Source organism: Mesorhizobium sp. B2-6-4 (assembly GCF_006441495.1).
In the GTDB taxonomy this organism is placed as follows: Bacteria; Pseudomonadota; Alphaproteobacteria; order Rhizobiales; family Rhizobiaceae; genus Mesorhizobium.
Genome location: NZ_VFUE01000003.1, coordinates 1 through 26,245, shown reverse-complemented (window position 1 = coordinate 26,245; position 26,245 = coordinate 1). Strand labels below are relative to the sequence as shown.

Here is a 26,245-nt window from a genome sequence, read left to right as displayed (position 1 = left end):
TCGGGGCGGGCGAAAAATTGCATTTCATGCGGCTCCGGCCGGTGAAGAGATGAAAAACGGTTCGCGAGCATGGGCTGCGAATCGACAGACAAGGAGCCGGCCAATGCCACAGCGCCGCGATCTTACCATAGATGAAGCCGTTCGGGATCCGATGATCCGGCTGGTCATGAAAGCCGACGGGGTCGATCCGCGCGCTTTCGAAACAATGCTGCGCACGCTTGCCGGTTCGCAGCGCGGCGAGGTGCCGTTGCTCCGTTCGTCGGAAGAGTTCGGACGCGGCCAGAGGCTGTCCAGGGTTGCCAGTGCGTTCGGCAGGGCAAGAGCAGCCGGAGAGGCGTGCGTGTCGTGGTAAACTTCTTCATTCACCGCCCGATCTTCGCCTCGGCGATCGCCATCATCATGGTGCTCGCCGGGACGATTTGTTATTTCCTGCTGCCCGTCTCGCAGTTTCCCGACATCACACCGCCGCAGGTCGTGGTCAGCGCCCACTATCCGGGAGCCAGCGCGCAGGTGGTCGCCGACACTGTGACGACGCCGCTGGAGCAGCAGATCAACGGCGTGCAAGGCATGACCTACATGTCGTCGACCAGCTCCAATGACGGTTCCTCGACGATCACCATCACCTTCGATGTCGGCTACTCCCTGAGCACCGCCGCCGTCGACGTCCAGAACCGCGTCTCGCAGGCTGCCTCGTCGCTTCCGGCGATCGTCAATCAGGGCGGCGTGACTATCAAGAAGCAGAATCCGAACTTTGTCCTCATCGTCAACCTCACCTCGCCCGACGGCTCCGTCGACCCGGTGGCGCTGTCGAACCTTGCCTATCTGCAAGTGGTCGACCCGCTGAAGCGGCTGCCCGGTGTCGGTGACGTGCAGATATTCGGCGAGCGGCGCTATTCGATGCGCGTCTGGCTCGATCCGGACAAGCTCGCCAATCTCGGCATCACCGCCGTCGACGTCCAGAACGCCATTGCCGAGCAGAACGTCCAGGTGGCCGCCGGCAAGATCGGCCAGTCTCCGGCGCCTGCCGGCACCGCTTTCGAGATGCAGGTCAATGCCGTCGGCCGGTTGAGCGATCCCAAGGAGTTCGGCGACATCGTCGTGCGCGCCAACACCACCACCGGTTCGCTGGTGCGGCTGCGCGACGTCGCCCGCATCGAGCTCGGCGCCCTGCAATATTCGTCGTCGGCCTTCTTCGGCAAGGACCCGACCGTGGTGCTCGCCGTCTACCAGATGCCCGGCTCCAACGCGCTCGATCTGCAGCAGCGCGTCAAGGACAAGATGCAGGAGCTGTCCGCCCGCTTCCCCAAGGGCGTCAGCTATGCCATGCACTACGACACGACGCGCTTCGTCTCGGCCTCCATGCATGACGTGCTGATCACGCTCGGCGAGGCTCTGGTCCTCGTCGTCGCCGTGGTTTTCATCTTCCTGCAAAGCTGGCGCACCACAATCATTCCGACGATCGCCATCCCGGTGTCGCTGGTAGCGACGCTCGTCGTCATGGAGATGATGGGCTTCTCGCTCAACATGCTCTCCCTGCTCGGCATGGTGCTGGCGATCGGCCTTGTCGTCGACGACGCCATCGTGGTGGTCGAGAATGTCGAACGACAGCTCGAGGCCGGGCTGAAACCGTTGGCGGCTACCAAGGCCGCCATGGCCGAAGTCACCGGTCCGATCATCGCCACGACAGCCGTGCTGATGGCCGTCTTCGTGCCGGTCGCCTTCATCCCCGGCGTTTCGGGACGCCTCTACAACCAGTTCGCGCTGACGGTGGCGATCTCGGTCGGCATTTCCGCCTTCAATTCGCTGACGCTGAGCCCGGCGCTGAGCGCAGCCTTCCTGCGCCATCGCCAAGGCACGCAATTCGTGCTGTTCCGCTGGTTCAATACGGGCTTTGACAGGCTGTCGCATGCCTATGCCAATGGCGTGCGCGTCCTCATCCGTTTGCGCTGGATCATGCTCGGCCTGTTCGCGGCCGGGCTGGTCGCCACCTATTTCGTCTGGGCGAAGCTTCCCTCGACCTTCCTTCCGGTCGAGGACCAGGGCTATTTCTTTGTCGTCATCCAGTTGCCCGACGGCGCTTCGCTGGAACGCACCGACGCGGTGGCGCAGAAGGCGCGCGACATCCTGCAGGCGACGCCCGGCGTCGACATCGTCGGCTCGATCAGCGGCCTGAATTTCCTGACCAGCGCGGCGCAGTCGAATTCCGCGGTCGAATTCGCCATCCTCAAGCCGTGGGAGGAGCGCGGTCCCGACCAGAGCGCCTCCAAGCTCGTCGCCGACGTGCGCGGCAAGCTGATGCAGATCCCGGAGGCGTTCGCGCTCTCCTTCGATCCGCCCTCGATCCCGGGCATCGGCACCACGGGCGGCTTCGAATTCGTCGTCGAGGACCTTACCGGCCGCGGCAGCACCGCGCTCAACGACGCGACGCAAGCCGTGATCGCCGAGGCGCGCAAGCAGCCGGAAATCAACCCTCAGCAGCTTTTCTCGCCATTCTCGACCTCGACGCCGCAGTTCAACTACGACCTCGACCGCGCCAAGGCGAAGCTGCTCGGGCTCAACCTGCCTGACGTCTTCAACACGCTGCAGATCTATCTCGGCTCGCTCTACGTCAACGACTTCAACCTGTTCGGCCGCACCTTCCGGGTGACCATCCAGGCCGACAAGGATGCACGCGCGGGTGCGGCCGACATTTCGCGGCTCTATGTGCGCAATGCCTCCGGCGGCATGGTGCCGCTCAGCACGCTGGGCAAGCTGGTGCCGTTCGTCGGCCCGGAAACGGTGCCGCACTACAACAACAACGCCTCGGCCTCGATCAATGGCGGCGCCGCGCCCGGCTATTCGTCCGGCCAGGCGGTCGCCGCCATGGAACGGGCCGCCGCCACGGCTCTGCCAAGGGATTTCGGCTTCGAATGGACCGGCATCACCTTCCAGGAGCTCAAGGCGGGATCGATCGCGTCGGTCGTCTTCGGCCTCGCCATCGTCTTCGTCTTCCTGATCCTGGCGGCGCAATATGAGAGCTGGGCGATGCCGTTCATGGTGCTGCTGGCAGTGCCGCTCGCCTTGTTCGGCGCGTTCGTGGTGCTGTGGGTGCGCGGCATGCAGATCGACGTCTACTCGCAGATCGGCTTCGTCATGCTGATCGGCCTGGCGGCGAAGAACGCCATCCTGATCGTCGAGTTCGCCCGGCGACGGCGCGAAGAAGGCCTCAGCATCGTCGAAGCGGCGATGGAAGCGGCACGGCTGAGGCTGCGGCCGATCCTGATGACGGCCTTCGCCTTCATCCTGGGCGTGCTGCCGCTGATGTTCGCGACCGGCGCCGGTGCTGCCAGCCGTCAATCGATCGGCACCACCGTCTTCGGCGGCATGGTGGCGGCGACCATCCTGTCGCTGGTGTTCGTGCCGGTCTTCTATGCGGTCATCGAACAGCTGCGCGAACGGCGCGGCGGTGAAGAGCCCGCTTCCCTGCATTCCGAACCAACTGCCGAACCCGCCTTGCCGCCCATGGCGCAAGCGGCCGAATAAGATTGGAGACTGAACATGCGTAAATGGAAAATCGCTTTGGGCGCCGCTGTCGCGCTGGGCGCAATCTCGGTGGCGAGCGTTCACCTGCTCGATATGGGCAGCCTCAGCCTCAATGCCGGCACGGCCGGAGCGGCAACGCCCGCTCCCGCGGCATTCGTCATGCCGGTGCCGGTGACCAGCGTGGTGAAGAAGACGATCCCGATCTATCTCGACTATGCCGCCCGCACCGAACCGATCCGCAGCGTCACGCTGCAGGCCAGAGTGCCGGGCTACCTGGAAGAGCAAGCCGCCGAAGACGGCGCCGACGTCAAGAAGGGCGACCTCCTCTACAGGATCGCGCCGCAGGACTTCCAGGCGGCGCTCGACCAGGCGAAGGCGCAGGTGCAGCGTGATACAGCGACGCTCGACTATGCCCGCTCCAATCTCGGCCGCGGCACCGAGCTCGCCAAGAGCGGCTATCTGGCCAAGGACAGCTTCGACCAGCGCACCAGCACCTTGCGCGAGGCGCAGGCGTCGCTGGCGCTCAACCAGGCGGCGGTCCGCTCGGCCGAGCTCAATTTGAGCTATTCGGAGATTCGCGCTCCCTTCGCAGGCCGCATCGGCCGTAACCAGGCCTCGATCGGCACGCTGGTCAGCGTCGCCGGCACGGTGCTCAACACGCTGGTGCAGCTCGACCCGATCTATGTAACCTTCAATCCGAGCGAGAGCGATCTGGCGCAGATCGAGGAAGCTCGTGCCGCCGGCCCGATCGAGGTCGAGGTGCTGCTCCCGGGCGAGACCGAAGCCCATCAGAAGGGTGAACTCACCTTCATCGACAACACGATCGACCATTCGACCGGCACCATCACCGCGCGCGCCACCATCGGCAACGCCAAGTTCGCGCTGCTGCCTGGCCAATATGTCCGCGTCCGGCTGCACGTCAAACAGCAGCCCGATGCGCTGATGGTGCCGCAGGTGGCACTGGGTTCGAGCCAGCTCGGCAAATATCTCTACGTCGTCGGCAAGGGCAACACGGTCGACCAGCGGCTGGTCTCGACCGGGCCGACCAGCGGCGACCTGGTGGCCATCCTGAGCGGAGTCACGGAAGGCGACCAGGTGATAACAGGCAATCTGCAGAAGATCGGCCCTGGAATGCCGATTTCGCCACTGCCACAGAAACCGGCCACCTGACTCCCCCGCAGGCCCGGTTTCAGCGCGGCGCCCCGGCCTTCCCACAGGTCGCGGGCGCCGCTTTTGGGAGCAGCTCCGCCCGACCAGTACCGGCCATGTGAAAAAAGCCGCAAAAGTCCTTGTTAGATTGTCGACAATCTGCTTGTCTTGCCCTTGTTTCGTCGGGAGTGGCCGGGATGGCAAAGGCGGATTTCAGTCCAATCGCGGATACGACCCGACGCGCGGAGATCGTGGCGCTGCTGCGACGGGCAATCCTGACCGGCCAGTTGGAGCCGGGCCAGAAGCTCAACGAGCTGCGGATTTCCGAGCAGATGCGCGTCAGCCGCGCGCCTTTGCGCGAAGCGATGCGCGAGCTGGTGCAGGAAGGCATCCTGACCAGCATCCCCTATGCCGGCACCTTCGTCATCAATGTCACCGCCAAGGACATCGACGATGTCTACTCGCTCAACAAGGTGCTCGACGAATTCGCCATCGAGCGGACATGGGAGCTGCGCGATCGGCGCTTTTTCGATGAGCTCGACCGGCGCCATGAGGCGGTGAAGCAGGCGACGCGCGACCGCGACACCACAAGGCAGATCGAAACCGCGCTGCAACTGCATGGCCTGATTCACGAATGGGCCGACAATTCCGTTCTTTTGGAAACATGGCAACGGCTGACCAGCCGGTTGCAGATGTATTTTGCCCTGCACCAGCAGGCACGCAACGAAGCGGTGCCTGCCGAGAACGTTCACGAGACTTACGTGCGGCTGCTCAAGGGCGACGACATGCGCGCTGCCCAGCGCCACGCCCGCGAGCATATAGACCACGACTTCGAAGAGCTTCTTGCCTACGCGCGCGCTCTCGAACGGCGCCCGTCGAAAGGCGCTTGATACTTCCCCAGCGGACAACGGACATTAACGTGCAGATCGCAACCATCAAAGCCTACCATGTCGTGCAGCCCTTCGTGGACGGCCCCTACCGCATGTCCAAGGGGCGCGTCGCCGACGCCTTCGACGCGGTGATCGTCGCCATCACCTCGAACGATGGCATCACCGGTTGGGGCGAGATGGCGCCGCTCGGCAATTTCTATTCGGCCGCCTTCCCGGCGGGCGCCCGTGCCGGCGTTATGGAGATCGCCACGCACCTCATCGGCCACGACCCGCGCGGCCTCGCCGGCATCGGCCGGCTGATGGACATCGTGTTCAAAGGGCATCCCTACATCAAGTCGGCGCTCGACATGGCCTGCTGGGATCTCGCCGCGCGCGCCGCCGACGTGCCGCTGGTGACGATGCTGGGCGGCAAGGAGAGCGATACGGCCGAGCTTTACAAGGTCGTCACCCATGGCAGCGTCGATGCCATGGCCGCCCTTGCGCAGCGCATCGTCCAGGACGGCTTCCACCGGCTGCAGGTCAAGGTCGGCGGCAACGTCCGCGACGACATCGAACGCGTCACGGCGGTCGCCGCCTCAGTGCCGAAAGACACTGTCATCTTCTGCGACGCCAATGCCGGCTGGACGCCCTACCAGGCGCGCCAGTTCGCCGATGCGACGCGCTCGATCGATTACACATTCGAGCAACCCTGCACGACGATCGAGGAAAACATGTCGGTGCGCCGCATGCTCGACAAGCCGATGGTGCTCGACGAATCCGTCACCTCGCTCGAGGACATGCTGGAAATCCATCGCCGAGGCGCGGCCGACGGGCTGACGCTGAAGATCTCGCGGCTCGGCGGCGTCGGCAGGACCCGGCTGATCCGCGATGTCGCCGTCGACCTCGGCTTCATGATCACCGTCGAGGATACCGGCGGCGCCGAGATCGACACGGCAGCCATGGCGCATCTGTCGCTGTCGACGCCGCAGGAGCGCCGCCTGCACGCCATCGCGTTCCACGAATGGGTGACGGTGCGCACGGCGTCGAACAAGCCGCCGGTCACCGGCAGCCGCATGGGCGTTCCGGATGGTCCGGGCCTCGGCATCGACGTCGTCCCGGATCTTCTCGGCAAGCCCTTCTTCGAGGTCGGCCGGTGAAAATCCGCGGCATCAAGGCGACGCCGATCAACCTCAGGCTCGAGGCGCCTTATGCCTGGGTGTTCGGTGAACTCGACGGCTTCTCGCCGACCATTGTCGAAGTGGAGACCGAAGATGGCCTGATCGGCCTCGGCGAAGCACCGACGCCGGCAGCAGCCGCGATCATCAACGACATCCTGGCACCGCGGCTCGTGGGCCGCGACGCCTTCGACATCGCGGGCGCCGAGCATGTCTGCCTCCCCTACTGGACCGGCGTGCAGTCGATCAACGACCGCACCCGCATCATGGCCTTCGGCGCGATCGAGATGGCGCTCTGGGACCTGCGCGGCAAGGTGTGGAACCAGCCGCTCTACCAACTGCTCGGCGGCGCCGTGCGCAAGGAGATCCCGTTCACCGATTACTTTTCGCTGCGCGGCGACGGGCCAAGGGTGAAAGGCGAGACGACGCCGGAGGAAGTCGCCGACTACTGCGTCGAGCTTCATGAGACCCACGGAACGACCTTCTTCGAAGGGAAGTTCTCGACGCAGGATCCAAAAATCTCGCTGAAGATGATCGAATTGATCCGCAGGAAGCTCGGCGACGATGCGATGATCCGCATCGATTCCAACCAGGCCTATTCGCTCAGCACCGCCCGGCGACTGGCACGGCCGCTGGAAGAGCTTAGCGTGCGCAATTGGGAGGATCCAGTGGCGACGATCGAGGAGATGCGCGAACTCAGGCGCCATTGCTCGATCCCGTTCTCGACCCACAACATCGACATCGCCCGCGCCATGGACCTCAAGGTGCCCGACGCCTTCGTCGGCAATCCGACGGCGCATGGCGGCATCGGCCGCATGCTGCGCTTCGTCGGCGCCTGCGAGCACGCCGGCATCGATTTCTGGTGCTACAGCGGCGACAGCGGCATCGGCAGCGCCGCTTACCTGCATCTGTGCGCGGCACTCGGCTGGATACGGGAACCGAACCAGTCGCTGTTTCGCATGCAACCGACCGACATCACCGAGGAAGGACCGTTTTGCCCGAGGAACAATGTCGTGCCTGTGCCGGAGGAGCCCGGTCTCGGCATCACATTGTCGCGAGAACGGCTCGCTGCCTGCCATCGCGATTTCGTCGAGAACGGGCCCTGCAACAAATATCATGATCGGGCAAAGCCCGGAACTTACCGTCGTTTGCCGCTGAACTAGATGAGGGCGGCCGGCCAAAACAGAAGAAGCCAGCCACCGCGATCCCGATCGGAAAGGGTGGCCACGGACCAGAGGAAGCAGTGCAGCCCAGAAACCGGCACGTCCACGCCAAGGACTGGATGGACCGGACAAAACCGCGTGCTAAAGTCCCGGTCTACAGGCCTCTGGCGACCGGAAACGGTGTAGTCGCGAATTTTCGTCAACCATAAGAAACAGGGGAAAGGGTCAAACCCATGAGCAAGAATTATCGCATTCTCGACCTCATCCGGCGCAACCGCTCGCCGCTCGAAAATCACCTCATCGACGGTCTCGTCGACGGCCGTGTCAGCCGCCGCGACTTCATCCGCCATGGCAGCCTGCTCGGCCTGTCGCTGCCGCTGCTGGGCGGCATCACCACGGCCGCGGGCCTCGGCGCCATGCCGTCGCTCGTCCGGGCGCAAGGCGCGCCAGGCGCCACAATCCGCGTCGCAAGCAGCGTGCCGGCGGCGACGATCGATCCTGTCACCATCGCCGATGCCGGCGGCCTGCTGATCATGCAGCAAGTCGCGGAGTTCCTCTGCGTCGACGGCCCCGATCTCGTGCTCAAGCCGGCGCTGGCTGAAAGCTGGAAGCCGAACGACAACGGCTCGGTGTGGACTTTCAAGCTGCGCAAGGGCGTGAAGTTCCATAGCGGCGGCGAGATGAAGGCCGACGACGTGGTGGCCAGCATCGACCGGATCGCCGACCCGGCCAACTCGTCCAACGCACTGTCGGTGTTCACCGGCATCCTGTCGAAGGGCGCCAGCAAGAAGGTCGACGACTACACGGTGGAATTCCACCTCGACGCCCCGAACGGCAACTTTCCCTACATGGTGTCGTCCGACAATTACAACGCCGTCATCGTGCCGGCGAGTTACAAGGGCGACTACGAAAAGAGCTTCGACGGCACCGGGCCCTTCAAGATCGACAAATACACGCCAAAGGTCGGCGCGTCCTTCGTCCGCAACGAAGGCTACTGGGGCGAGAAGGCGCTGCCGGAACGCACCGAATTCACCTTCTTTGCCGACATGCAGCCAATGATCCTGGCGCTGCAGGGCGGGCAGGTCGACATCATCAACCAGATGCCTGTGCTGTCTGGCGTGGCGCTGCTCAACGATCCCAACATCGACATCATCAGCCTGAAATCGTCGGCGCACCAGCAACTGCACCTGCGCTGCGACGACGGGCCGATGAAGGATGCGCGCGTGCGCCGCGCCATCGCGCTCAGCCTGGACCGCGACAAGCTGGTCGCGGGCCTGATGAAGGGGCGCGCCGTGGCTGGCAACGACAGCCCGTTCGCCCCGGTTTATCCCTCGACCGATGCGAGCGTGCCGCAGCGCAAGCAGGACATCGCGCAGGCCAAGCAACTCATGGAGGCGGCGGGCGCGGGCAAGGGCTTCAAGATGACGCTGACCACCGAGCGCTATCTCGAAATCCCCGAATACGCCCAGCTCATCCAGAACTGGGTCAAGGAAATCGGCATCGAGCTCGAGCTCAACATCCTCGACCAGAGCGCCTATTACGGCGACGCCGTGTTCGGCAAATCGAACTGGCTGGACTCGGAAATGGGCATCACCGACTACGGCCACCGCGGCGTGCCGAACGTCTATCTTGCCGCCCCGCTGAAGAGCGAAGGCACGTGGAACGCGGCGCACTTCAAGAACAAGGACTACGACGCGCTGGCGACCAGCTATATCGCGGCCCTCGATCTCGAAGCGCAGAAGGCGACGGCAGGCAAGATCCAGAAACTTCTGCTCGAGGAGACGCCGGTCATCTTCGGCTATTTCTACGACTATCTGACGGCGACGGCGAAGGGCGTGGCCGGCGTGCAGCCGACCGCGATGTCGCAGCTGTTCCTGGAAAAGGCGTCGAAGGCCTGAGCGGAAGGGAAAGCCAATCCTCTAACAGCCAGCTTCCTGACGGGAGCTGGCTACTCAGGGAGTGTTAGCCATTCTCTCCTTCCTTGTCCGGCGCGTCTCGCTTTCGCTCGTCACGCTGTTCCTGCTCAGCATCATGGTCTTCCTGGGCGGGCAGGTGCTGCCCGGCAATGTCGGGCGCGCCATATTGGGGCCGTTCGCCGACCAGCGCGCCGTCGATGCGCTCAACCATTCGCTCGGCGTCGACCGGCCACTGCTTGCCCAGTACTGGAGCTGGATTTCAAACTTCGTCCAGGGCGACATGGGCACGTCCTACATCTTCCGCTCGCCAGTCGCCCCCTTCGTCATCGATGCGCTGGGGAATTCGATGAAGCTGGCGGCGGTCGCCTTCGTGCTGGTGGTGCCGATCGGCATCCTTGGCGGCGTCGTCGCGGCCCTCAACCTCAACCGGCCGCTCGACCGCATCATCAGCCTTGGCGGCCTGTCGGTGACGGTGCTGCCGGAGTTCGTCACCGGCATCATCCTGATCCTGATCTTCGGCGTCTGGCTGCGCTGGCTGCCGATCTCGGCGGCATGGCCGCGCGATGCCGGTTTCTTCACGCAGCTTTACTACCTGATCCTGCCGGCGCTGCCGCTGTTCCTGGTGCTGTTCGGCTATATCGCGCGCATGGCGCGCTCGGGCATGATCGAGGCGCTCGATTCCGACTATACGCGAACCGCGGTGCTCAAGGGCCTGCCCTGGCGCACGGTGATCTGGCGCCATGTGCTGCGCAATGCGCTGCTGCCGACCATCACCGTCATTGCCACCCAGACCGGCTATCTCATCGGCGGGCTGGTGGTGATCGAGACGCTGTTCCGCTACCAGGGTATCGGCTCGCTGATCTTCACCGCTGCGCGCGGCAAGGATTTCCCGATGCTGGAATCGGGCATCCTGACCATCGGAATCGTCTATGCCGTGGCCACCCTTGTGGCCGACTTCCTCTATTCCGTGCTCAATCCACGCATCCGGCTGGGGTCAGAACAATGAGCGCCGTCCAGACCAGTCCCGCCAGACAGGACGACACCCGCCAGCGCAGCCCCCTGGCGGAGGTTTTGTCCTCGCTGCTTCGCTCCGGCACCTTCCTCGTCGGCATCACCATTGTGCTGTTCTGGGTCGCCTGTGCGCTGTTCGGCGAACATTTCGCGCCCTACGATCCGCTCGCCGACGACATCATCAACGCGCTGGCGCCGCCTTCGGCCGAACACTGGTTCGGCACCGACCAGATCGGCCGCGACGTCTTCTCGCGCGTCATCGTCGGCTCGCGCGACATCCTGACCGTGGCGCCGCTGGCGACATTGCTGGCGACGGTGGCCGGCACGGCGCTCGGGCTGCTCACCGGTTACTTCCGCGGCATCGTCGACGATGTCGTCAGCCGCATCCTGGAAGCCTTCATGGCAATCCCGGTGGTGATCGTGGCGCTGCTCGCCATCGTGGCGCTCGGCACGTCCAAGACCACCGTCATCGTGGTCATCGGGCTGAGCTTCGCGCCGATCATCGCGCGCACCGTGCGCTCGGCGGTGCTGGCTGAGCGCGAGCTCGACTATGTCGCCGCGGCCCAGCTCAGGCATGAGAGTGCGCTGCATACGATGTTCGTCGAGATCCTGCCCAACGTCATCCCGCCGATCCTGGTCGAAACCACCGTGCGGCTTGGTTATGCCATTTTCGCGGTTGCCACGCTTTCTTTCATGGGCTTCGGCATCCAGCCGCCGTCGCCGGACTGGGGGCTCTCGATTTCCAGCAATTACGGCATGATCGGCGGCGGCTTCTGGTGGACCGTGCTGTTCGACGCGCTCGCCATCGCCTCATTGGTGATCGGCGTCAACCTGGCGGCCGACGGCGTGCATGGAGCCTTCAATGACTGAACCCTCCAAGACCCGGAAGGCGAAGGCCCAGAACGCACTCGACCTCAACGACCTGTCGGTCGCTTATCGTGTTTCGGGCCGAAACCGGGCGGTGCTGCGCAATCTCAGCCTGACCATCGGCCAAGGCGAGGCCTATGGGCTGGTCGGCGAATCCGGCTGCGGCAAATCCACGGTCGCCCTTTCCGTCGTGCGCTACCTGCCGCGAAACGGTTCGATATCAGGCGGCGCGATCTCGCTCGACGGCCAGGACGTCATGAAGCTCGATGCCGAGGCGCTCAGGCAAATGCGCGCCGAAAGCGTCTCCATGGTCTATCAGGACCCCGGCAAGGCGCTCAACCCGTCGATCCGCATCGGTCGCCAGCTGACCGAGATCTTCGAGCTTGGGGGCAAAACGGGGCAGGCAGCCGAGGATCGCGCAATCGCCATGCTCAACCGGGTGCGGATCTCCGATCCGGCCAGCGTCATGCAACGCTATCCGCACCAGCTTTCCGGCGGCATGCAGCAGCGCGTGGCGATCGCCATGGCGCTGGCCAACGATCCTTCGATGCTGATCCTGGACGAGCCGACGACCGGCCTCGACGCGACCGTCGAAGCCGAGGTGCTCGACCTGATCGCGCAGCTGCGGCAAGAATTGTCGGCCTCGATCCTGTTCATCAGCCACAATCTCGCCGTCGTCTCCAACATGTGCGATCGCGTCGGCGTGCTCTATGCCGGCATGCTGGTCGAGGAAGGGCCGACGGAGGCCGTCTTCAACGATCCGCGCCATCCCTATACGGTAGCGCTGCTGCGCTGCCTGCCGCGCGGCGGCCAGCGCAAGGACCAGGGCCGCCTCGACACCATCCCGGGCTTTTTGCCCGGCATCGGGGCCGACATCAAGGGCTGCCCCTTCACCGACCGCTGCGCTCTCGCTACCGACCGCTGCCGCAACGAGTTGCCGCCGCTCTACGAACTGGGCGGCCGGCTGTCGCGCTGCCACTATCACGAGAAGGCGCAATCCCTGCCGCGCGCGACGCCCAGCGACGCGCCCGCCGCGCCGAAAGCCGCAGCCGCGCCGGTATTGCGGGTCGCCGGGCTGAACAAGACCTTTGCCAGCCATGGCCATTCGCTGCGCGCGGTGAAGGACGTGTCGCTCGATCTCAGGCCGGGCGAAACGCTCGGGCTGGTCGGCGAATCCGGCAGCGGCAAGACCACTTTCGCCAGGCTGCTGCTCGGCCTTGTGCCGCCCGACGACGGCGGCAGCATCGAGCTCGAGGGCAAGGCGCTGGCGCCGCGGCTGGGGGACCGCAGCGACGACCAGGTCAAGGCGATGCAGATCGTCTTCCAGAATCCGGACTCCGCACTCAACCGGTCGCATTCGATAAGGCATCTGATCGGCCGCGCGCTGAAGCGGCTGGCGGGCTTGAGCGGCAAGGCGCTCGAGGCGCGCCTCGACAACCTCGTCCGCTCGGTGCGGCTGACCGACCGGCATCTGGCCGTGAAGCCGCGCCAGCTGTCGGGCGGACTGAAACAGCGCGTTGCCATAGCGCGCGCCTTCGCCGGCGATCCACGCATCGTCGTGTGCGACGAGCCGACCTCGGCGCTCGACGTGTCGGTGCAGGCCGCGATCCTGAACCTGCTCGCCGATCTGCAAGCGGAGGAAGACGTCAGCTACATCTTCATCTCGCATGACCTTGGCGTGGTGCGCTACCTCTCCGACAAAATCGCCGTGCTCTATCTCGGCCGCATCATGGAGCTCGGCCCGTCGGAAGACGTCTTCTCCGGCCCGCATCATCCCTACACCGAAGCGCTGCTGTCGGCCGTGCCCAGGCTCGACCAGACCGAGACGGCGCGCATCCGTCTCGACGGCGAAATCCCCAGCGCCGCCAATCCGCCGCCGGGCTGTGTCTTCCACACGCGCTGCCCACGCAAGATCGGCCCGATCTGCGAACAGCAGGAACCGCCGCTGGCCGAGGCGCGCCCCGGGCACTCGATCCGCTGCCATATTCCCTACGCGGAACTCGCCAGGCTGCAGAGGCCGGCAGCGGTCGATACCGAGCCGGCGTAGCCGAACATACGGCCCCTGCCCTTCACGGATGGCCGGCCATGCTGAAGGACCGGTCGCCCTCGGCAAAGCCCTGCTCGCCGGCCCAATCCCTCGTCAGTGCCCGCAATCCCGCCAAGGCCACGTCGAGCACATCCGACGACGCCGGATTGCTGGGATAGGCAAGATAGATCGGCCGCTGGAACACGGGCGTGTTCGCGACGCGTTTCATTTCGCCGCGCTCGATATGGGCGCTGACGGCGCTGAGCGGCAGATAGGCGGCGGCTTGCTGCGACAGCACGTGCTGCAACCCGATGAAGACCAGGCCGGCCGAAATGGCCGGCTTGACCATGCCGGCAAACGCCCGATCATGCTCGATGCGGAATTCGAGCCCCCAGTCCATCAGTATGTAATTCTCGGTCCATGGCTTCGTCTGCGCGGCATGCTGGACAAGCACGACCTGATCGACGGCCAGCGTTTCGTAAACGATTCCGGGATGCGGCCGCGGCAGATAGAGGATGCAGATGTCGAGCAGGCCTTCGGCCAGTTGGTCGATCGCCAGATCGGGAAAACTGCCCTCGAGCCGTAACGCAACGTTCGGCCGCTCGGCGCGCATCCATTCGACCCATGGCGAAGTGATGCGCTCCCACAGATAGGCGGGCGCGGTCAGCCGCAGCAGTGTTTCATAGCCATCGGGAACGGCGATGTCCTGCCTCGATTGCTCCCAGGTGCGGGTGATGGCGGACGCATGCGGCAGGAACTGGCGGCCGGCCGGCGTCAGCGTGATGCCATCGCGGTCGCGGACGAAAAGCCGTCGCCCCAACTGCTCCTCCAACACTCTTATCCGCGCACTGACGGTGGACTGGGCAAGGTTCAGCCGATTGGCCGCGACGGTGAAGCTGCCATGCTCGGCAATCTCCAGGAAACTGCGCAGGTTTTCGGTGTCCATGTCTTGGCTCTCCGCATCGAAAATTCCGATGGCCCCTATCAAAAAATATCGCTTTCCGCTGGCGGTCAACGATGAACTAGATGGCCTGCCCCAATACAAGCGAGGATTGCAGCCATGCCGAAGCGTTTCGAGAGGATCGACATCGCCCGCCGGAATCTCACTGCAATCGAAAATTCCGCTGTCGACGAATTGCTGGCCGGCCGGCTCGACCGACGCGATTTCCTGCGCCATGGCAGCGTTCTCGGCCTTTCGCTGCCGTTCTTGGGCAGCCTTCTCGCCGCCGCCGGTCTCGGCACGCAAGAAGCCCGCGCCGAAGGCAAACCGGGCGGCACGGTGCGCGCCGGCGTGGCGACGCCGGGCGGGGCCATCGATCCCGTCACCTACTACGACAGCGGCAGCTACCAGCTGGTTTTCCAGACCGCCGAATTCCTCTGCGTCACACAGCCGGACCTCACGCTGAAGCCGGTGCTGGCGGAAAGCTGGTCGCCGAACGAGGACGGCAGCGTCTGGACGTTCAAGCTGCGCAAGGGCGTGAAATTCCACAATGGCGAGGACTTCAAGGCCGACGACGTCGTCGCGACCTTCGACCGGCTGGCCGACCCGGACGGGGCCTCGAACGCGCTTTCGGTGTTCAAGGGCCTGCTGTCGAAGGGCGGCACCCGCAAGGTCGACGACCACACCGTCGCCTTCCATCTCGACGTGCCGAACGGCAGCTTTCCCTATTCGGTGTCGATCGACAACTACAATGCCGTCATCCTGCCGGCGAGCTACAAGGGCGATTACGAAAAGACCTTTGAAGGCACCGGCCCGTTTCGGCTGGAGAGCTACACGCCGAAAGTCGGCGCGACCTTCATCCGCAACCCCGATTATTGGGGCGAGAAGGCGCTGCCGGACCGGCTCGAGTTCAAATTTTACGGCGATGTCCAGCCGCGCATCCTGGCGCTGCAGGCCGGCGAAGTGGACATTCTCGACGCCGTTCCACTCGATGTCAGCCAGGTGGTGCTGAACAGCCCCGACATCACCGTGCTGCGCGTCGCCTCGACCGCGCACCGCCAGCTTCACATGCGCTGCGACATGGCGCCTTTCACCGACAAGCGCGTGCGCCAGGCACTGGCGCTGTGCATCGACCGTTCCAAGCTGGTGGACGGGCTGTGCCGCGGGATGGCGGCGACCGGCAATGACAGCCCGTTTGCGCCGGCCTTCCCCGCGACCGACAGAACGGTGCCGCAGCGCGCCCAGGACATCGCCAAGGCCAAGCAGCTTATGGAAGCCGTGGGCCTCGGCAGCGGCTTCGACATCACGCTGACGACGCTGCGCTACTCCGACATTCCCGGCTACGCGCAGCTGTTCCAGAACTTCGCCAAGGAGATCGGCGCGCGCGTCTCGCTCAACATCGAGGACCAGGACAAATATTACGGCAAGGCGGTGTTCGGTCAATCGGACTGGCTGGACAGCCCGCTCGGCATCACCGACTACGCCCATCGCAGCGTGCCGAACGTGTTCCTGAAAAGCCCGCTGGTCAGCGACGGTCCGTGGAACGCGGCGCATTTCAAGAGCCCAGCCTATGACGGCATGGTCACTTCCTATCTCAAGGCGCTCGACATCGGCGCACAGCGCGCGGCGGCGTCAGACATCCAGAAGCTGCTGCTCGACGAGACGCCTGTCATCTTCAGCTATTTCCCCGACCTCCTGGTGCCGGTGCGCAAGAATGTCAGCGGGCTGCCGCCGATCGCCGCCGGCCTGCTGCTCGACCGGGTGTCGCTGGGATAGAGGCTGGATGGACAATTTCTGATTTCGGGCGGCGAGGCTATCCGCCAGCGGGCTGCGAAGGGCGATGGGGGGCCATTGTTCGAGCCGCTCGACTCAGGAGAAGCCCGCCGCCCGGAAACCCACTCCGATACGATGACTCAATCCAGGTCCATCTCGCTTTGCGCGAACACTCGATGACAAAAGAAAAGAAACGGGAGACTACCATTCGCAAGCCTCATTTGCGCGGCCGCGGGCCGCATTTTCCCTTGCTCGACACGATCGTGCAGTATGAGTTCGAGCCCGGCTACGTCGCCTTCACCATGCCGATGCAGAAGCGGCTGCGCGTGCAAGTGGGATCGATGATCGTCGCCGACACGACCAGGGCGCTGGTGTTCTACGAATCCGATCACCTGCCGGTCTACTACTTCCCGATGAGTGACGTGCGCGAGGAGTTCCTGCTGCCGAGCAGGACGACGACGGAAGATCCGTTCAAGGGCCTGGCTACGCACTACTCGCTCAACACCGGCATCACGCTGGTCGAGGATGCCGCCTGGCGCTATCTCGACCCGGTCAAGGGCTGTCCGCCGATCGCGGACTACATGTCCTTCTACTGGCCCAAGATGACGCACTGGTATGAGGAGGACGAGGAGATCTTCGTCCACGCCCGCGACCCGTTCCGGCGGGTCGACTGCCTGCCGTCCTCACGGCGGGTGCAGGTCATCCTGGACGGCGAGCAGATCGCCGATTCACGGCGCGGCGTGTTCCTGTTCGAGACCGGCCATCCGGTACGCCATTATCTGCCGATCTCCGACACGCGGCTCGATATGTTCGCGCCCAGCCGCTACATCTCGCGCTGCCCCTACAAGGGCATCTCCAACTACTATCACGTGACGACGGGCAAGAAGCGCCACGAGAACCTCGTCTGGTATTATCCCGAGCCGGTGCATGAGGCGGAGCGCATCAAGGGCCTGGTCTGCTTCCATCACGAACTGGTCGACAAGATCCTGGTCGACGGCGTCGAGATCCCGAAAGAAGCCACGGCCGCCTCCGACGGCTATTTCTAGCCGTGTCGCAATGCCCGCGCTGAAGGCTTGATCGGAACGCGGGACAGCGCATACCCTCCCTGAAGCAGGGAGGGTTATCGATGGATCTTTTCAAGCTGGACGGCGATGTCGCGCTGGTTACCGGTGCCGGCAGCGGCATCGGCCAGGCAATCGCGATCGGATTGGCGCAGGCCGGCGCCGACGTCGCCTGTTTCGGCCATGCATCGAAGGGCGGGCTGGAGGAGACCGCACAGCGTATCACCGCGCTTGGGCGCAAGGCGCTGGTGCTGACGGGCACGGTGACGTCCGAGAGCAATCTCGCGGCGGCGACCGACCGCGTCGAGAGCGAACTCGGCGCCCTGACGATTGCCGTCAACAATGCCGGCATCGCCGGATCGGAGCCGGCCGAGACAATGGCCCTGGAGACGTGGCGGAAGGTGCACGAGGTCAATGTCGCCGGCGTGTTCCTTTCCTGCCAGGCCGAAGCGCGCAAGATGCTGGCGCGGCGCAAGGGCTCGATCGTCAACATCGCCTCGATGTCGGGCACCATCGTCAATCGCGGGCTGACGCAGGCGCATTACAATTCCTCGAAGGCCGCCGTCATCCACATGTCGAAGAGCCTCGCCATGGAGTGGGCCGACCGCGGCCTGCGCGTCAACGTGGTCAGCCCGGGCTACACGCTGACGCCGATGAACAAGAGGCCCGAGGTGGCGGAGGAGATCAAGATCTTCAAGCGCGACACGCCGATGGGGCGCATGGCGACGCCCGAGGAAATGGTCGGGCCGACCGTGTTCCTGGCCAGCCGCGCGTCGAGCTTCGTCACCGGCCTCGACCTGATCGTCGATGGCGGCTACGTCTGCTGGTAAGGTGGCTCGGCAGGTGGGTTGGGTGCGACCTCGCCTGCGGTCCAAATTATGCATCCAGCAAGCCTTAGTCATTGCGCGCGATAAGTGTTGGTATATATAATTTCATCTCATGAAACGGTTCTGGCGATGGGGCTTGCCGGGCCGATAGCCGAGGTCAGGGGACCCTGATGGCTCGCATTTTGCAGGGCGTCGTAAGGCTGGCAATCGACCCGCAGGTGATCGTTGTCGCAGCGATCCGTCGGCAGCTATGACGCCGACCTTTCAGCACCATTTCCGCAAATCAAACACTCAGCACAATCCACCTGCGCCGGTTTTGGCCGCGCGATGGCGGAAACGGCCTTGCGCAACGGCAGGTCTTTCCAACACAATCAAGAAAAAACCCAGCAAGGGCAGAAAGACGCAAGAAGGGAACGAACGATAACCGTCACAGCTTGAAGGAGAACAAGCATGTCATTTCGGAGCGGAGTTTCTAAACTGTCCATGGGCGCCGCCGCGCTCGCGGCACTGAGCCTGCCAACGCTTTCCGTCCACGCCGCAGCCCCTGAATCCAACGATCCCATCAAGATCGCGCTGTTCGACTGGACCAGCGTCAATCTCAACGCCAAGATTCTCGGCGGTATTCTCGAAAAGCTCGGCTACACCGTCGAATATCCGACCGCCGATTACCTCTCCAGCCTGACCACCGGTCTCACCAATGGCGACCTCGATATCGGCCTGGAATTCTGGGACACGACCGCCGGCGAGGCGATGAAGGCTTCCGACGCCACCGGCCAGACCGAGCGCCTCGGCAAGCTCGGCCCCAAGGCCAAGGAAGAGTGGTGGTTCCCCGAATATATGAAGGAGAAATGCCCGGGCCTGCCCAATTGGGAAGCGCTGAAGGATCCGAAATGCGCCGAGGCCTTTTCGACGGCCGAGACGGCGCCCAAGGGTCGTTATCTCGGCGGTCCGGTGACCTGGGAGGGTTTTGACGACGAGCGCGTCGAGGCACTCAAATTGCCATTCACCGTCATCCACGCCGGCACCGACGCGGCGATGTTCGCGGAGCTCGATTCCGCTTACCAGCGCAAGGCGCCGATCATGCTGTGGATCTATTCGCCGCATTGGGCGCCGGCCAAATACAAGGGCGAGTGGGTCGAATTCCCCGAATACACGCCCGAATGCTACAGCGACCCGAAATGGGGCACGAATCCCGATGCCAAATATGATTGCGGCAAGCCGCATGGCGAGATCTGGAAATATGCCTGGAACGGCATGAAGGACAAATGGCCCGTCGCCTACAAGGTGGCCAAGGCCTACACGGTCGACACCGACGAGCTCAACAAGATGAGCGGCGAGATCGACCTCGGCGGCAAGACGCCGGAGGACGTCGCCGCCGCCTGGATCGCCGCCCACGAAGCCGACTGGAAAGCCTGGGCACAGTGATCGCTCCGACTGGAGAATGAGACCCGGCCGTCGATCGGCCGGGCCTCAATCGTCGATATTCCAGAAGGACGCTTGAATGCCTGACAAGACCGAACACGGACCGAACGCTGCGGGCGCGCCAAAGGATGCCCGCCCGATAAAGCTGGCTTGCCGCAATGTCTGGAAACTGTTCGGTTCGAGCGCGGCGAGTTTCATCCGCGAGCGCGACGGCAAGGCCAGCATGGCCGATGTCGCCGCTGCCGGACTGGTCGGGGCGGTACGCGGCGTCGATCTTGAAATCCGCCAGGGCGAGGTCTTCACCATCATGGGGCTCTCGGGGTCGGGCAAGTCGACCCTGGTGCGCTGCATGTCGCGTCTGGTCGAGCCGACGCACGGCAAGGTCGAGTTCGAGGGCAAGAACCTGCTCAAGATCTCGGATGCAGCGCTCATCGAACTCAGGCGCCACCGCATGGGCATGGTGTTCCAGAATTTCGCGCTGCTGCCGCATCTCAACGTGCTGGACAACATCGCCTTTCCGCTCAGCATCCAGGGGCAGGACCGTGCGACGCGCGAAGCACGCGCCCGCGAAGTCATCGAGCTTGTCGGCCTGCGCGGCCGCGAGCATTTCTATCCGCGCGAACTTTCAGGCGGCCAGCAGCAGCGTGTCGGCATCGCCCGCAGCCTGGCGACCAAGCCGGAGATCTGGTTCCTCGACGAACCGTTCTCGGCGCTCGACCCGTTGATCCGCCGCGAGATGCAGGACGAGTTGATGCGATTGCAAACCATGCTGCACAAGACCATCGTCTTCATCACCCATGATTTCGACGAGGCGATAAGGCTGGCCGACCGCATCGCCATCATGAAGGATGGCGAAGTCATCCAGATCGGCACGCCGGAGGAACTGGTGGTTAATCCCGCGACAGACTATGTCTCCGAATTCACCCGCGACGTCGACCGCGCCAAGGTGATCTCGGCGAAGAGCCTGATGCGCGCCTGCGACGGCGCCGAGCATGGCGGCACGGTGGCGCCGGAGGCCAAGATTGCCAGCTTCTCGGCCAGCATCGTGGCGGGCGGCAGACCGTTCGCGGTGATCAACGGCAGCGGCAAGCCGATCGGCGAGGTGACGCCGCAAGCGGTAATCGACCTGCTCGCCGGCATCGAGAGGTCAGGAGCCGGTGCATGACAGTAACGGCAAGCGCCAGTGGGACGAGGCCGCGACCGGCGCAGACCCGGCTGCTGGTCTGGGCCGCAGCGCTTGGCGTGGTGCTGGTCGTGTTCCTGCTCCAGGACAGTCTCCCCTGGGCCGTCAATTATCCGGCCGAGGCGATCGTGCCGGTCGCCGACTGGATCAGCGCCCTGATGCGCTGGATAAAAATAAACCTGTCATGGCTGACGCGGTCGATCACTGCCGTGCTCGGCGTGCCGCTCGACTTCGCGCTCGACCTTCTGGCTAAGAATTTCAAGATCGGCCACGGCGCCGACGCCTATGTGCTGCCGCGCCTGTCCTGGATCGGCATCTGCGCGGCGGCCTTCCTCGCCGGGCATGCCGCTGGCGGTCGCAAGCTCGGCATGCTGGTCGGCGGCTGTTTTCTCTACATCGCGCTGTTCGGCCAATGGACCAGCGCCATGCTGACGCTGGCGCTGATTTCCATCGCCGTGCCATTCTGCATCGCCACGGGATTGTTCGTCGGCATCTGGGCTTGGCGGAAACCCTGGGCGGAGCGGCTGGTGGTCTCCCCTGCCCTCGATCTGATGCAGACCATCCCGACCTTCGCGTACCTCATCCCGATGCTGCTTCTGTTCGGCAACAGCCCGGTTTCGGCGATGATCGCCACCGCCATCTTCGCCACGCCGCCAATGGTGCGGGCAACGATGCTCGGCCTGTCGCGGGTGCCGTCCGAGATCGACGATTTCAGCGAGATGGCCGGCTGCACGGCGCGGCAGAAACTGTGGCGCGTGCTTTTGCCGTCGGCGCGGCCGACGCTGATGGTCGGCGTCAACCAGGTGATCATGCTGGCGCTGAACATGGTGATCATCGCCTCGATGATCGGCGCCGGCGGGCTAGGCTATGACGTGTTGCTGGCGCTGCGTGCGCTGAAGGTCGGCGAAGCCATGGAAGCGGGGCTGGCCATCGTGGCGCTAGCCATCGCGCTCGACCGGCTGAGCCAGGCCATCGCCGCCAACCATGCAAAAGGTCACGTCCACCGGCAAGTCCAGCCCGCCTTCTGGCGGCGCAATCTGACGCTGGCCGTCGCCATCCTGATCGTCACCACACTGCTTGGCCTCTTCGTGCCTGCCTTCGCGGCGGTGCCGAAGGCGATCACCTTCACCACCGCGCCATTGTGGAAAGCGGCGGTGAATTGGGTGACGATCAACTTCTTCGATGTCATCGAGGCGTTCCGCGTGGCGCTGATCCTTAACGTGCTGAACCCGGTGCGCGCCTTCTGCGAAAGCTTTCCGTGGCTGGGCGCGGTATTTCTGCTCGGCCTTGCCGGCTATCAGCTTTCCGGCCTGCGCCTGGCCGCTCTGGTGGCAGTGCTGACCGCCTTCTGCGCCGTCACCGGGCTGTGGGAAAAGACCATGGCGACCGTCTATCTCTGCGGCATCTCGGCCTTCATCGCTTGCCTGATCGGCATTCCGATCGGCCTGATGGCCGCGCGCAGCGACCGCTTCGAGAAGGTGATCACGCCCGTCATCGACACGCTGCAGGTACTGCCCTCCTTCTGCTTCATCATTCCGGTGGTGATGCTGTTCCGCGTCGGTGACGTCACCGCGATGATCGCAACGATCGCCTTCGCCGTGGTGCCGGCGATCCGCTACACCAATCACGGCATCAGGCAGGTGCCGCCGGCACTGATCGAGGCGGCCAAGGTTTCGGGCTGCACGCCGCGCCAGACTTTCTTTCGCGTGCAATTGCCACTCGCGCTGCCCGAGATCATGCTGGGCGTCAACCAGACCATCCTGATGGCGTTGGCGATGATCATCATCTGCGCCATGGTCGGCACCCGTGATCTCGGCCAGGAGGTGTTCATCGCGCTGTCGAAGGCCGATTCGGGCCGCGGCATCGTCGCAGGGCTCGCCATCGCCTTCATCGGCATCGTTGCCGACCGGCTGTTCAATGCCTGGACGGCCAAGGCACGGGCAAGGCTGGGTTAGCTCAAGCGGCGAACTTATCAAGGGAGGAAGACATGACCAGCAGGATTGCCCGCTGTGCCTGTGGCCAATTGCAGATCCGCTGTCCGCAACAGCCGGTCAAAATATCGCTTTGCCATTGTCTGGACTGTCAGCGGCGCACCGGCAGTCCGTTCGGGATAGCGGCTTTCTTCGATGCCGACGCGATCGACATCGAGGGCTCATCCCAGACATTCCGGCGCAATTCCGACAGCGGCTTTCCCGTCACTTTCCACTTCTGCGGAAACTGCGGCTCGACGGTGTTCTGGTATCCGTCGCGCAAACCGGAGGCGGTCGCTGTCGCGGTCGGCTGTTTCGCCGATCCGTCTTTCCCTGCGCCGACGCAAGCCGTCTATGGCGAAAGCCGCCACGACTGGGTCGTGTTGCCGGCCTGAAAGCCGCTACTCCGCCGCGACGCCCTTCACTTCCAGATAGCTCTCCATCGAATCGTCCAGCGCCTGCAGCCACGGCGTATGGTGCAGCGGCGCCATGGTGCCGGTCATCAACGAGCGGTAGGAATGGTCGCGGAAGCTCATGATGTCTTCCACCTTGTGATGCTCCCATTCCATGAAGGTCTGGTTGACCGCCTCGACGTCGAAGCCGGGATAGTCGGTCTGGTCCATCAGTTCCTTGGTGTAGTCGCCCTGGAACCAGATCATCTGCTCGGCGTCTTCCAGCGTCTCCTCGCGCGCCCGCCATCTGGCGCCGTGCTCGGCCATTGCCTGCGCGGACGGCAGCTTGATGCGGCCCATGATGACGTCGCGCGCGAACCAAGCCTGCGCGTCGAACATGTTGAAAGTGTAGAACTGGTCCTGCATGCCAATGTAGAAAAGCTTCGGGTTCTTCTCCCAAACGACGCCTTCATAGAGATCCAGCGGCCACATGCGGTTGGCGGTCTTGAGCTTCAGGTCGTCGGTGAGGAAGGGGAAGGAATGGAGATAGCCAGTGCACAGGATGATGGCGTCGACATCCTTGGTTGAACCATCCTTGAAATGCGCGGTCTTGCCGACGACCTTCTGGAGCAGCGGCACCTCTTTCCAGTTCTCAGGCCATTTGAAGCCCATCGGCTTGGAGCGGTAGCTCGAGGTGATCGACTTCGCGCCGTATTTGTAGCATTGCGAGCCGATGTCCTCGGCCGAATAGGAGCGTCCGATGATCAGGATGTCCTTGCCCTTGAATTCCATCGCGTCGCGGAAATCGTGGCTGTGCAGGATGCGGCCGTTGAAGGTCGAGAACCCCTCGAAATAGGGAACGTTTGGCACCGAGAAATGCCCGGAGGCGACGACGACATTGTCGAACTCTTCCGAATAGGTGACGTCGTTGGTGCGGTCATGCGCGGTGACGGTGAATTTCTTCGTCTCGTCCGAGAAGGTCACCATTCGCACCGGGCTGTTGAACCGCACCCATTTGCGCACGCCTGATTTTTCGACGCGGCCCTTGATGTAGTCCCACAGCACGGCGCGCGGGGGATAGGAGCCGATCGGCCGGCCGAAATGTTCCTCGAACGTGTAGTCGGCGAATTCCAGGCATTCCTTCGGCCCGTTCGACCAGAGATAACGGTACATCGAGCCGTGCACCGGATCGCCATGTTCGTCGAGGCCGGTGCGCCATGTGTAGTTCCACAGGCCGCCCCAGTCGGACTGCTTTTCGAAGCAGACGATCTCGGGAATGTCTGCCCCTTTGTCGGCCGCCGACTTGAAGGCCCTGAGCTGTGCCAGGCCGGACGGTCCGGCCCCGATGACGGCAACGCGAGTGTTCATTTCCGGGCCTCCATTTTTTGATTTCCCCAGCGAAACAAATTTCACTGGCAGTGACAGTAATTGGCCCTCCGGCACTGTCAACAGCCATCTGCGGGAACGGCGTTTGCGCAAGGCGGATTCCTGGCGAAGAACCCGCATTGGCCGAAATCGCGGGATTGGCGCATGCGACATAAGACGGCTTGCCGACGCGGCTGCGCTCATGTATCGCCACCGAACATGTTCACCTTGAGTGAAATAAATCCGCGAAGTCCGGGGGGCGACATGGCGAAAAACGCTTCAAATCCAAAGGCCGGTGCTGGAGCCGGCGGCGCAAAGGCAAAGCCGTTGTCAAAGGTCTCGGTGGACGGGAAGACCATCCGCGCGCCGCTGACCCAGAACCCGCACGCCATCCGCGACACGCGTGAAAAGGTGCTGGAAGTGGCGATCGGCCGCGAGGTGCGCGCGTTCCGCAAGAAGCTCGGCATCACTGTCGCCGATCTGGCGGTCGCCACCGACATTTCGCTGGGTATGCTGTCGAAGATCGAGAACGGCATCACCTCGCCGTCGCTGACCACTTTGCAGGCGCTGTCGCGGGCGCTGGGTGTTCCCGTCACCGCCTTCTTCCGCCGCTTCGAAGAGGAGCGCAGCGCCGTTTTCGTCAAGGCGGGCGAAGGGTTGGACGTCGAGCGCCGCGGCACGCGGGCCGGCCACCAGTACAATCTGCTTGGTCACATCGGCTCGAACACCAGCGGCGTCGTCGTCGAGCCCTATCTGATCACGCTGACCGAGGATTCGGACGTGTTCCCGACCTTCCAGCACGAGGGCATGGAATTCCTCTATATGCTCGAGGGCGAGGTCGTTTACCGACACGGCAGCAATCTCTATCCGATGAAGCCCGGCGACAGCCTGTTCTTCGACGCCGACGCCCCGCACGGGCCGGAACAGCTGACGAAACTGCCGATGCGCTATCTGTCGATTATTTGCTATCCGCAGAGCGCGGGGTAACGGGACTCGATTTCCTTTTTTACAGCATTGGCGATTGGCGAAGGCCGAAGTGGCATCCGATCTCCCCCTCGAGGGGGAGATGTCCGGCAGGACAGAGGGGGGCGAACCGCGATGACGCATAATCTCGTATCCTCCAACAACCGCCGCAATGCGCGCAGGATGCGCAAGGTGATGACCGACGCCGAACTCAAGCTCTGGAATGAGATCAGGGCACATAGGTTGATGGGACTGGGGTTTCGGCGCCAGATGCCTATCGCCGGCCATATCGTCGATTTTGCATGCCCGGACAAAAAAGCTGATCGTCGAGCTTGATGGTTCCCAGCATGGCCAAGCCGAAACGTCGGAATTGGACGCTGCAAGAACCGCCAAGTTCGAAGCGCTGGGCTGGACCGTCCTGCGCTTCTGGAACGACGATGTTATCGGCGACGTCGACAGTGTCTGCCAGCATGTCGTGATTGTGGCCGGGCTGGGCGGCGGGTGAGTTTCGCGGAGCGTTAGAGGTTGGACATTGGGCAAGGCCTGCGCTCCACGGCGCCCCCCTCTGCCCTGCCGGGCATCTCCCCCTCTTGGGGGGAGATTGTCTGCTTGGAGGGCAGCGTCAATACAGCAATCAATCCGGCCCGAATC

General features: G+C 63.8%; 20 protein-coding genes and 1 pseudogene. 19 read left to right on the top strand and 2 right to left on the bottom strand.

Annotated elements, in window-relative coordinates:
- Window positions 1–103 precede the first annotated feature (103 nt).
- The 10 genes from FJ426_RS04730 (at window position 104) to FJ426_RS04685 (ending at window position 13,719) form a co-directional block, all read left to right on the top strand.
- Window positions 104–352, top strand: a complete 249-nt coding sequence (locus tag FJ426_RS04730) for a hypothetical protein (protein ID WP_140559344.1) — start codon at window positions 104–106, stop codon at window positions 350–352.
- Window positions 346–3,522 carry a multidrug efflux RND transporter permease subunit gene (locus FJ426_RS04725; protein ID WP_140520967.1) on the top strand — a complete coding sequence of 1,059 codons (3,177 nt, stop codon included), beginning with the start codon at window positions 346–348 and terminating at the stop codon, window positions 3,520–3,522. The genes FJ426_RS04730 and FJ426_RS04725 overlap by 7 nt, the downstream gene beginning before the upstream one ends.
- A 15-nt stretch (window positions 3,523–3,537) precedes the next feature.
- Window positions 3,538–4,692: an efflux RND transporter periplasmic adaptor subunit gene (locus tag FJ426_RS04720; protein WP_140559343.1), complete on the top strand. Its 1,155-nt coding sequence runs from the start codon at window positions 3,538–3,540 to the stop codon at window positions 4,690–4,692.
- A 176-nt stretch (window positions 4,693–4,868) separates the two neighbouring features.
- Window positions 4,869–5,561, top strand: coding sequence for a GntR family transcriptional regulator (locus FJ426_RS04715; RefSeq protein WP_140497917.1), 693 nt, complete (start codon window positions 4,869–4,871; stop codon window positions 5,559–5,561).
- A gap of 29 nt (window positions 5,562–5,590) precedes the next feature.
- A complete protein-coding gene (locus FJ426_RS04710) occupies window positions 5,591–6,697 on the top strand; it encodes a mandelate racemase/muconate lactonizing enzyme family protein (protein ID WP_140559342.1) in 1,107 nt (368 codons plus the stop codon).
- The gene (locus FJ426_RS04705; RefSeq protein WP_140559341.1) at window positions 6,694–7,878 is read left to right on the top strand and encodes a mandelate racemase/muconate lactonizing enzyme family protein; all 1,185 of its coding nucleotides are present in this window, start codon (window positions 6,694–6,696) and stop codon (window positions 7,876–7,878) included. The genes FJ426_RS04710 and FJ426_RS04705 overlap by 4 nt, the downstream gene beginning before the upstream one ends.
- Window positions 7,879–8,111: 233 nt before the next feature.
- Window positions 8,112–9,776, top strand: a complete 1,665-nt coding sequence (locus FJ426_RS04700; RefSeq protein WP_140514726.1) for an ABC transporter substrate-binding protein — start codon at window positions 8,112–8,114, stop codon at window positions 9,774–9,776.
- A gap of 70 nt (window positions 9,777–9,846) precedes the next feature.
- Window positions 9,847–10,800 (top strand): ABC transporter permease, encoded by a 954-nt coding sequence (locus tag FJ426_RS04695; RefSeq protein WP_140498118.1) that lies wholly within the window; start codon window positions 9,847–9,849, stop codon window positions 10,798–10,800.
- Window positions 10,797–11,675 (top strand): ABC transporter permease, encoded by an 879-nt coding sequence (locus tag FJ426_RS04690; protein ID WP_140497909.1) that lies wholly within the window; start codon window positions 10,797–10,799, stop codon window positions 11,673–11,675. The genes FJ426_RS04695 and FJ426_RS04690 overlap by 4 nt, the downstream gene beginning before the upstream one ends.
- Entirely contained in the window at window positions 11,668–13,719 is a 2,052-nt protein-coding gene (locus FJ426_RS04685) for an ABC transporter ATP-binding protein (protein ID WP_140559340.1), read from the top strand. The genes FJ426_RS04690 and FJ426_RS04685 overlap by 8 nt, the downstream gene beginning before the upstream one ends.
- 22 nt (window positions 13,720–13,741) lie before the next feature.
- Here FJ426_RS04685 and FJ426_RS04680 read toward each other — a convergent pair whose 3' ends face one another.
- Window positions 13,742–14,644, bottom strand: a complete 903-nt coding sequence (locus FJ426_RS04680) for a LysR family transcriptional regulator (RefSeq protein WP_140559339.1) — start codon at window positions 14,642–14,644, stop codon at window positions 13,742–13,744.
- Window positions 14,645–14,758: 114 nt separating this feature from the next.
- Between FJ426_RS04680 and FJ426_RS04675 the strand changes: the two genes are divergently transcribed.
- The 7 genes from FJ426_RS04675 (at window position 14,759) to FJ426_RS04645 (ending at window position 23,269) form a co-directional block, all read left to right on the top strand.
- Window positions 14,759–16,414, top strand: a complete 1,656-nt coding sequence (locus tag FJ426_RS04675; protein WP_140514720.1) for an ABC transporter substrate-binding protein — start codon at window positions 14,759–14,761, stop codon at window positions 16,412–16,414.
- A 173-nt stretch (window positions 16,415–16,587) separates the two neighbouring features.
- Window positions 16,588–17,457, top strand: a complete 870-nt coding sequence (locus FJ426_RS04670) for a DUF427 domain-containing protein (protein WP_140559338.1) — start codon at window positions 16,588–16,590, stop codon at window positions 17,455–17,457.
- 80 nt (window positions 17,458–17,537) lie between these two features.
- Window positions 17,538–18,302: an SDR family oxidoreductase gene (locus FJ426_RS04665; RefSeq protein WP_140824760.1), complete on the top strand. Its 765-nt coding sequence runs from the start codon at window positions 17,538–17,540 to the stop codon at window positions 18,300–18,302.
- Between the two features lie 447 nt (window positions 18,303–18,749).
- On the top strand, window positions 18,750–19,724 hold the full coding sequence (locus tag FJ426_RS04660; RefSeq protein ID WP_140559337.1) for an ABC transporter substrate-binding protein: 975 nt from the start codon (window positions 18,750–18,752) through the stop codon (window positions 19,722–19,724).
- A gap of 76 nt (window positions 19,725–19,800) precedes the next feature.
- Window positions 19,801–20,886 carry a glycine betaine/L-proline ABC transporter ATP-binding protein gene (locus tag FJ426_RS04655; RefSeq protein ID WP_140559336.1) on the top strand — a complete coding sequence of 362 codons (1,086 nt, stop codon included), beginning with the start codon at window positions 19,801–19,803 and terminating at the stop codon, window positions 20,884–20,886.
- Window positions 20,883–22,859, top strand: a complete 1,977-nt coding sequence (locus FJ426_RS04650; protein ID WP_140559335.1) for an ABC transporter permease subunit — start codon at window positions 20,883–20,885, stop codon at window positions 22,857–22,859. Before FJ426_RS04655 ends, FJ426_RS04650 begins: the two co-directional genes overlap by 4 nt.
- A gap of 32 nt (window positions 22,860–22,891) precedes the next feature.
- Window positions 22,892–23,269, top strand: coding sequence for a GFA family protein (locus tag FJ426_RS04645; RefSeq protein ID WP_140559334.1), 378 nt, complete (start codon window positions 22,892–22,894; stop codon window positions 23,267–23,269).
- A 6-nt stretch (window positions 23,270–23,275) separates the two neighbouring features.
- On the opposite strand, the gene FJ426_RS04640 is transcribed toward FJ426_RS04645, so the two are convergent.
- Entirely contained in the window at window positions 23,276–24,634 is a 1,359-nt protein-coding gene (locus FJ426_RS04640; RefSeq protein WP_140558273.1) for an NAD(P)/FAD-dependent oxidoreductase, read from the bottom strand.
- Window positions 24,635–24,895: 261 nt separating this feature from the next.
- Here FJ426_RS04640 and FJ426_RS04635 point away from each other — a divergent pair, with 261 nt between their 5' ends.
- Together FJ426_RS04635 and FJ426_RS04630 are read left to right on the top strand one after the other, a co-directional pair.
- A complete protein-coding gene (locus tag FJ426_RS04635; protein ID WP_140559333.1) occupies window positions 24,896–25,618 on the top strand; it encodes an XRE family transcriptional regulator in 723 nt (240 codons plus the stop codon).
- A gap of 111 nt (window positions 25,619–25,729) precedes the next feature.
- Window positions 25,730–26,099 (top strand): annotated as a pseudogene (locus tag FJ426_RS04630) (endonuclease domain-containing protein).
- Window positions 26,100–26,245: the final 146 nt, after the last annotated feature.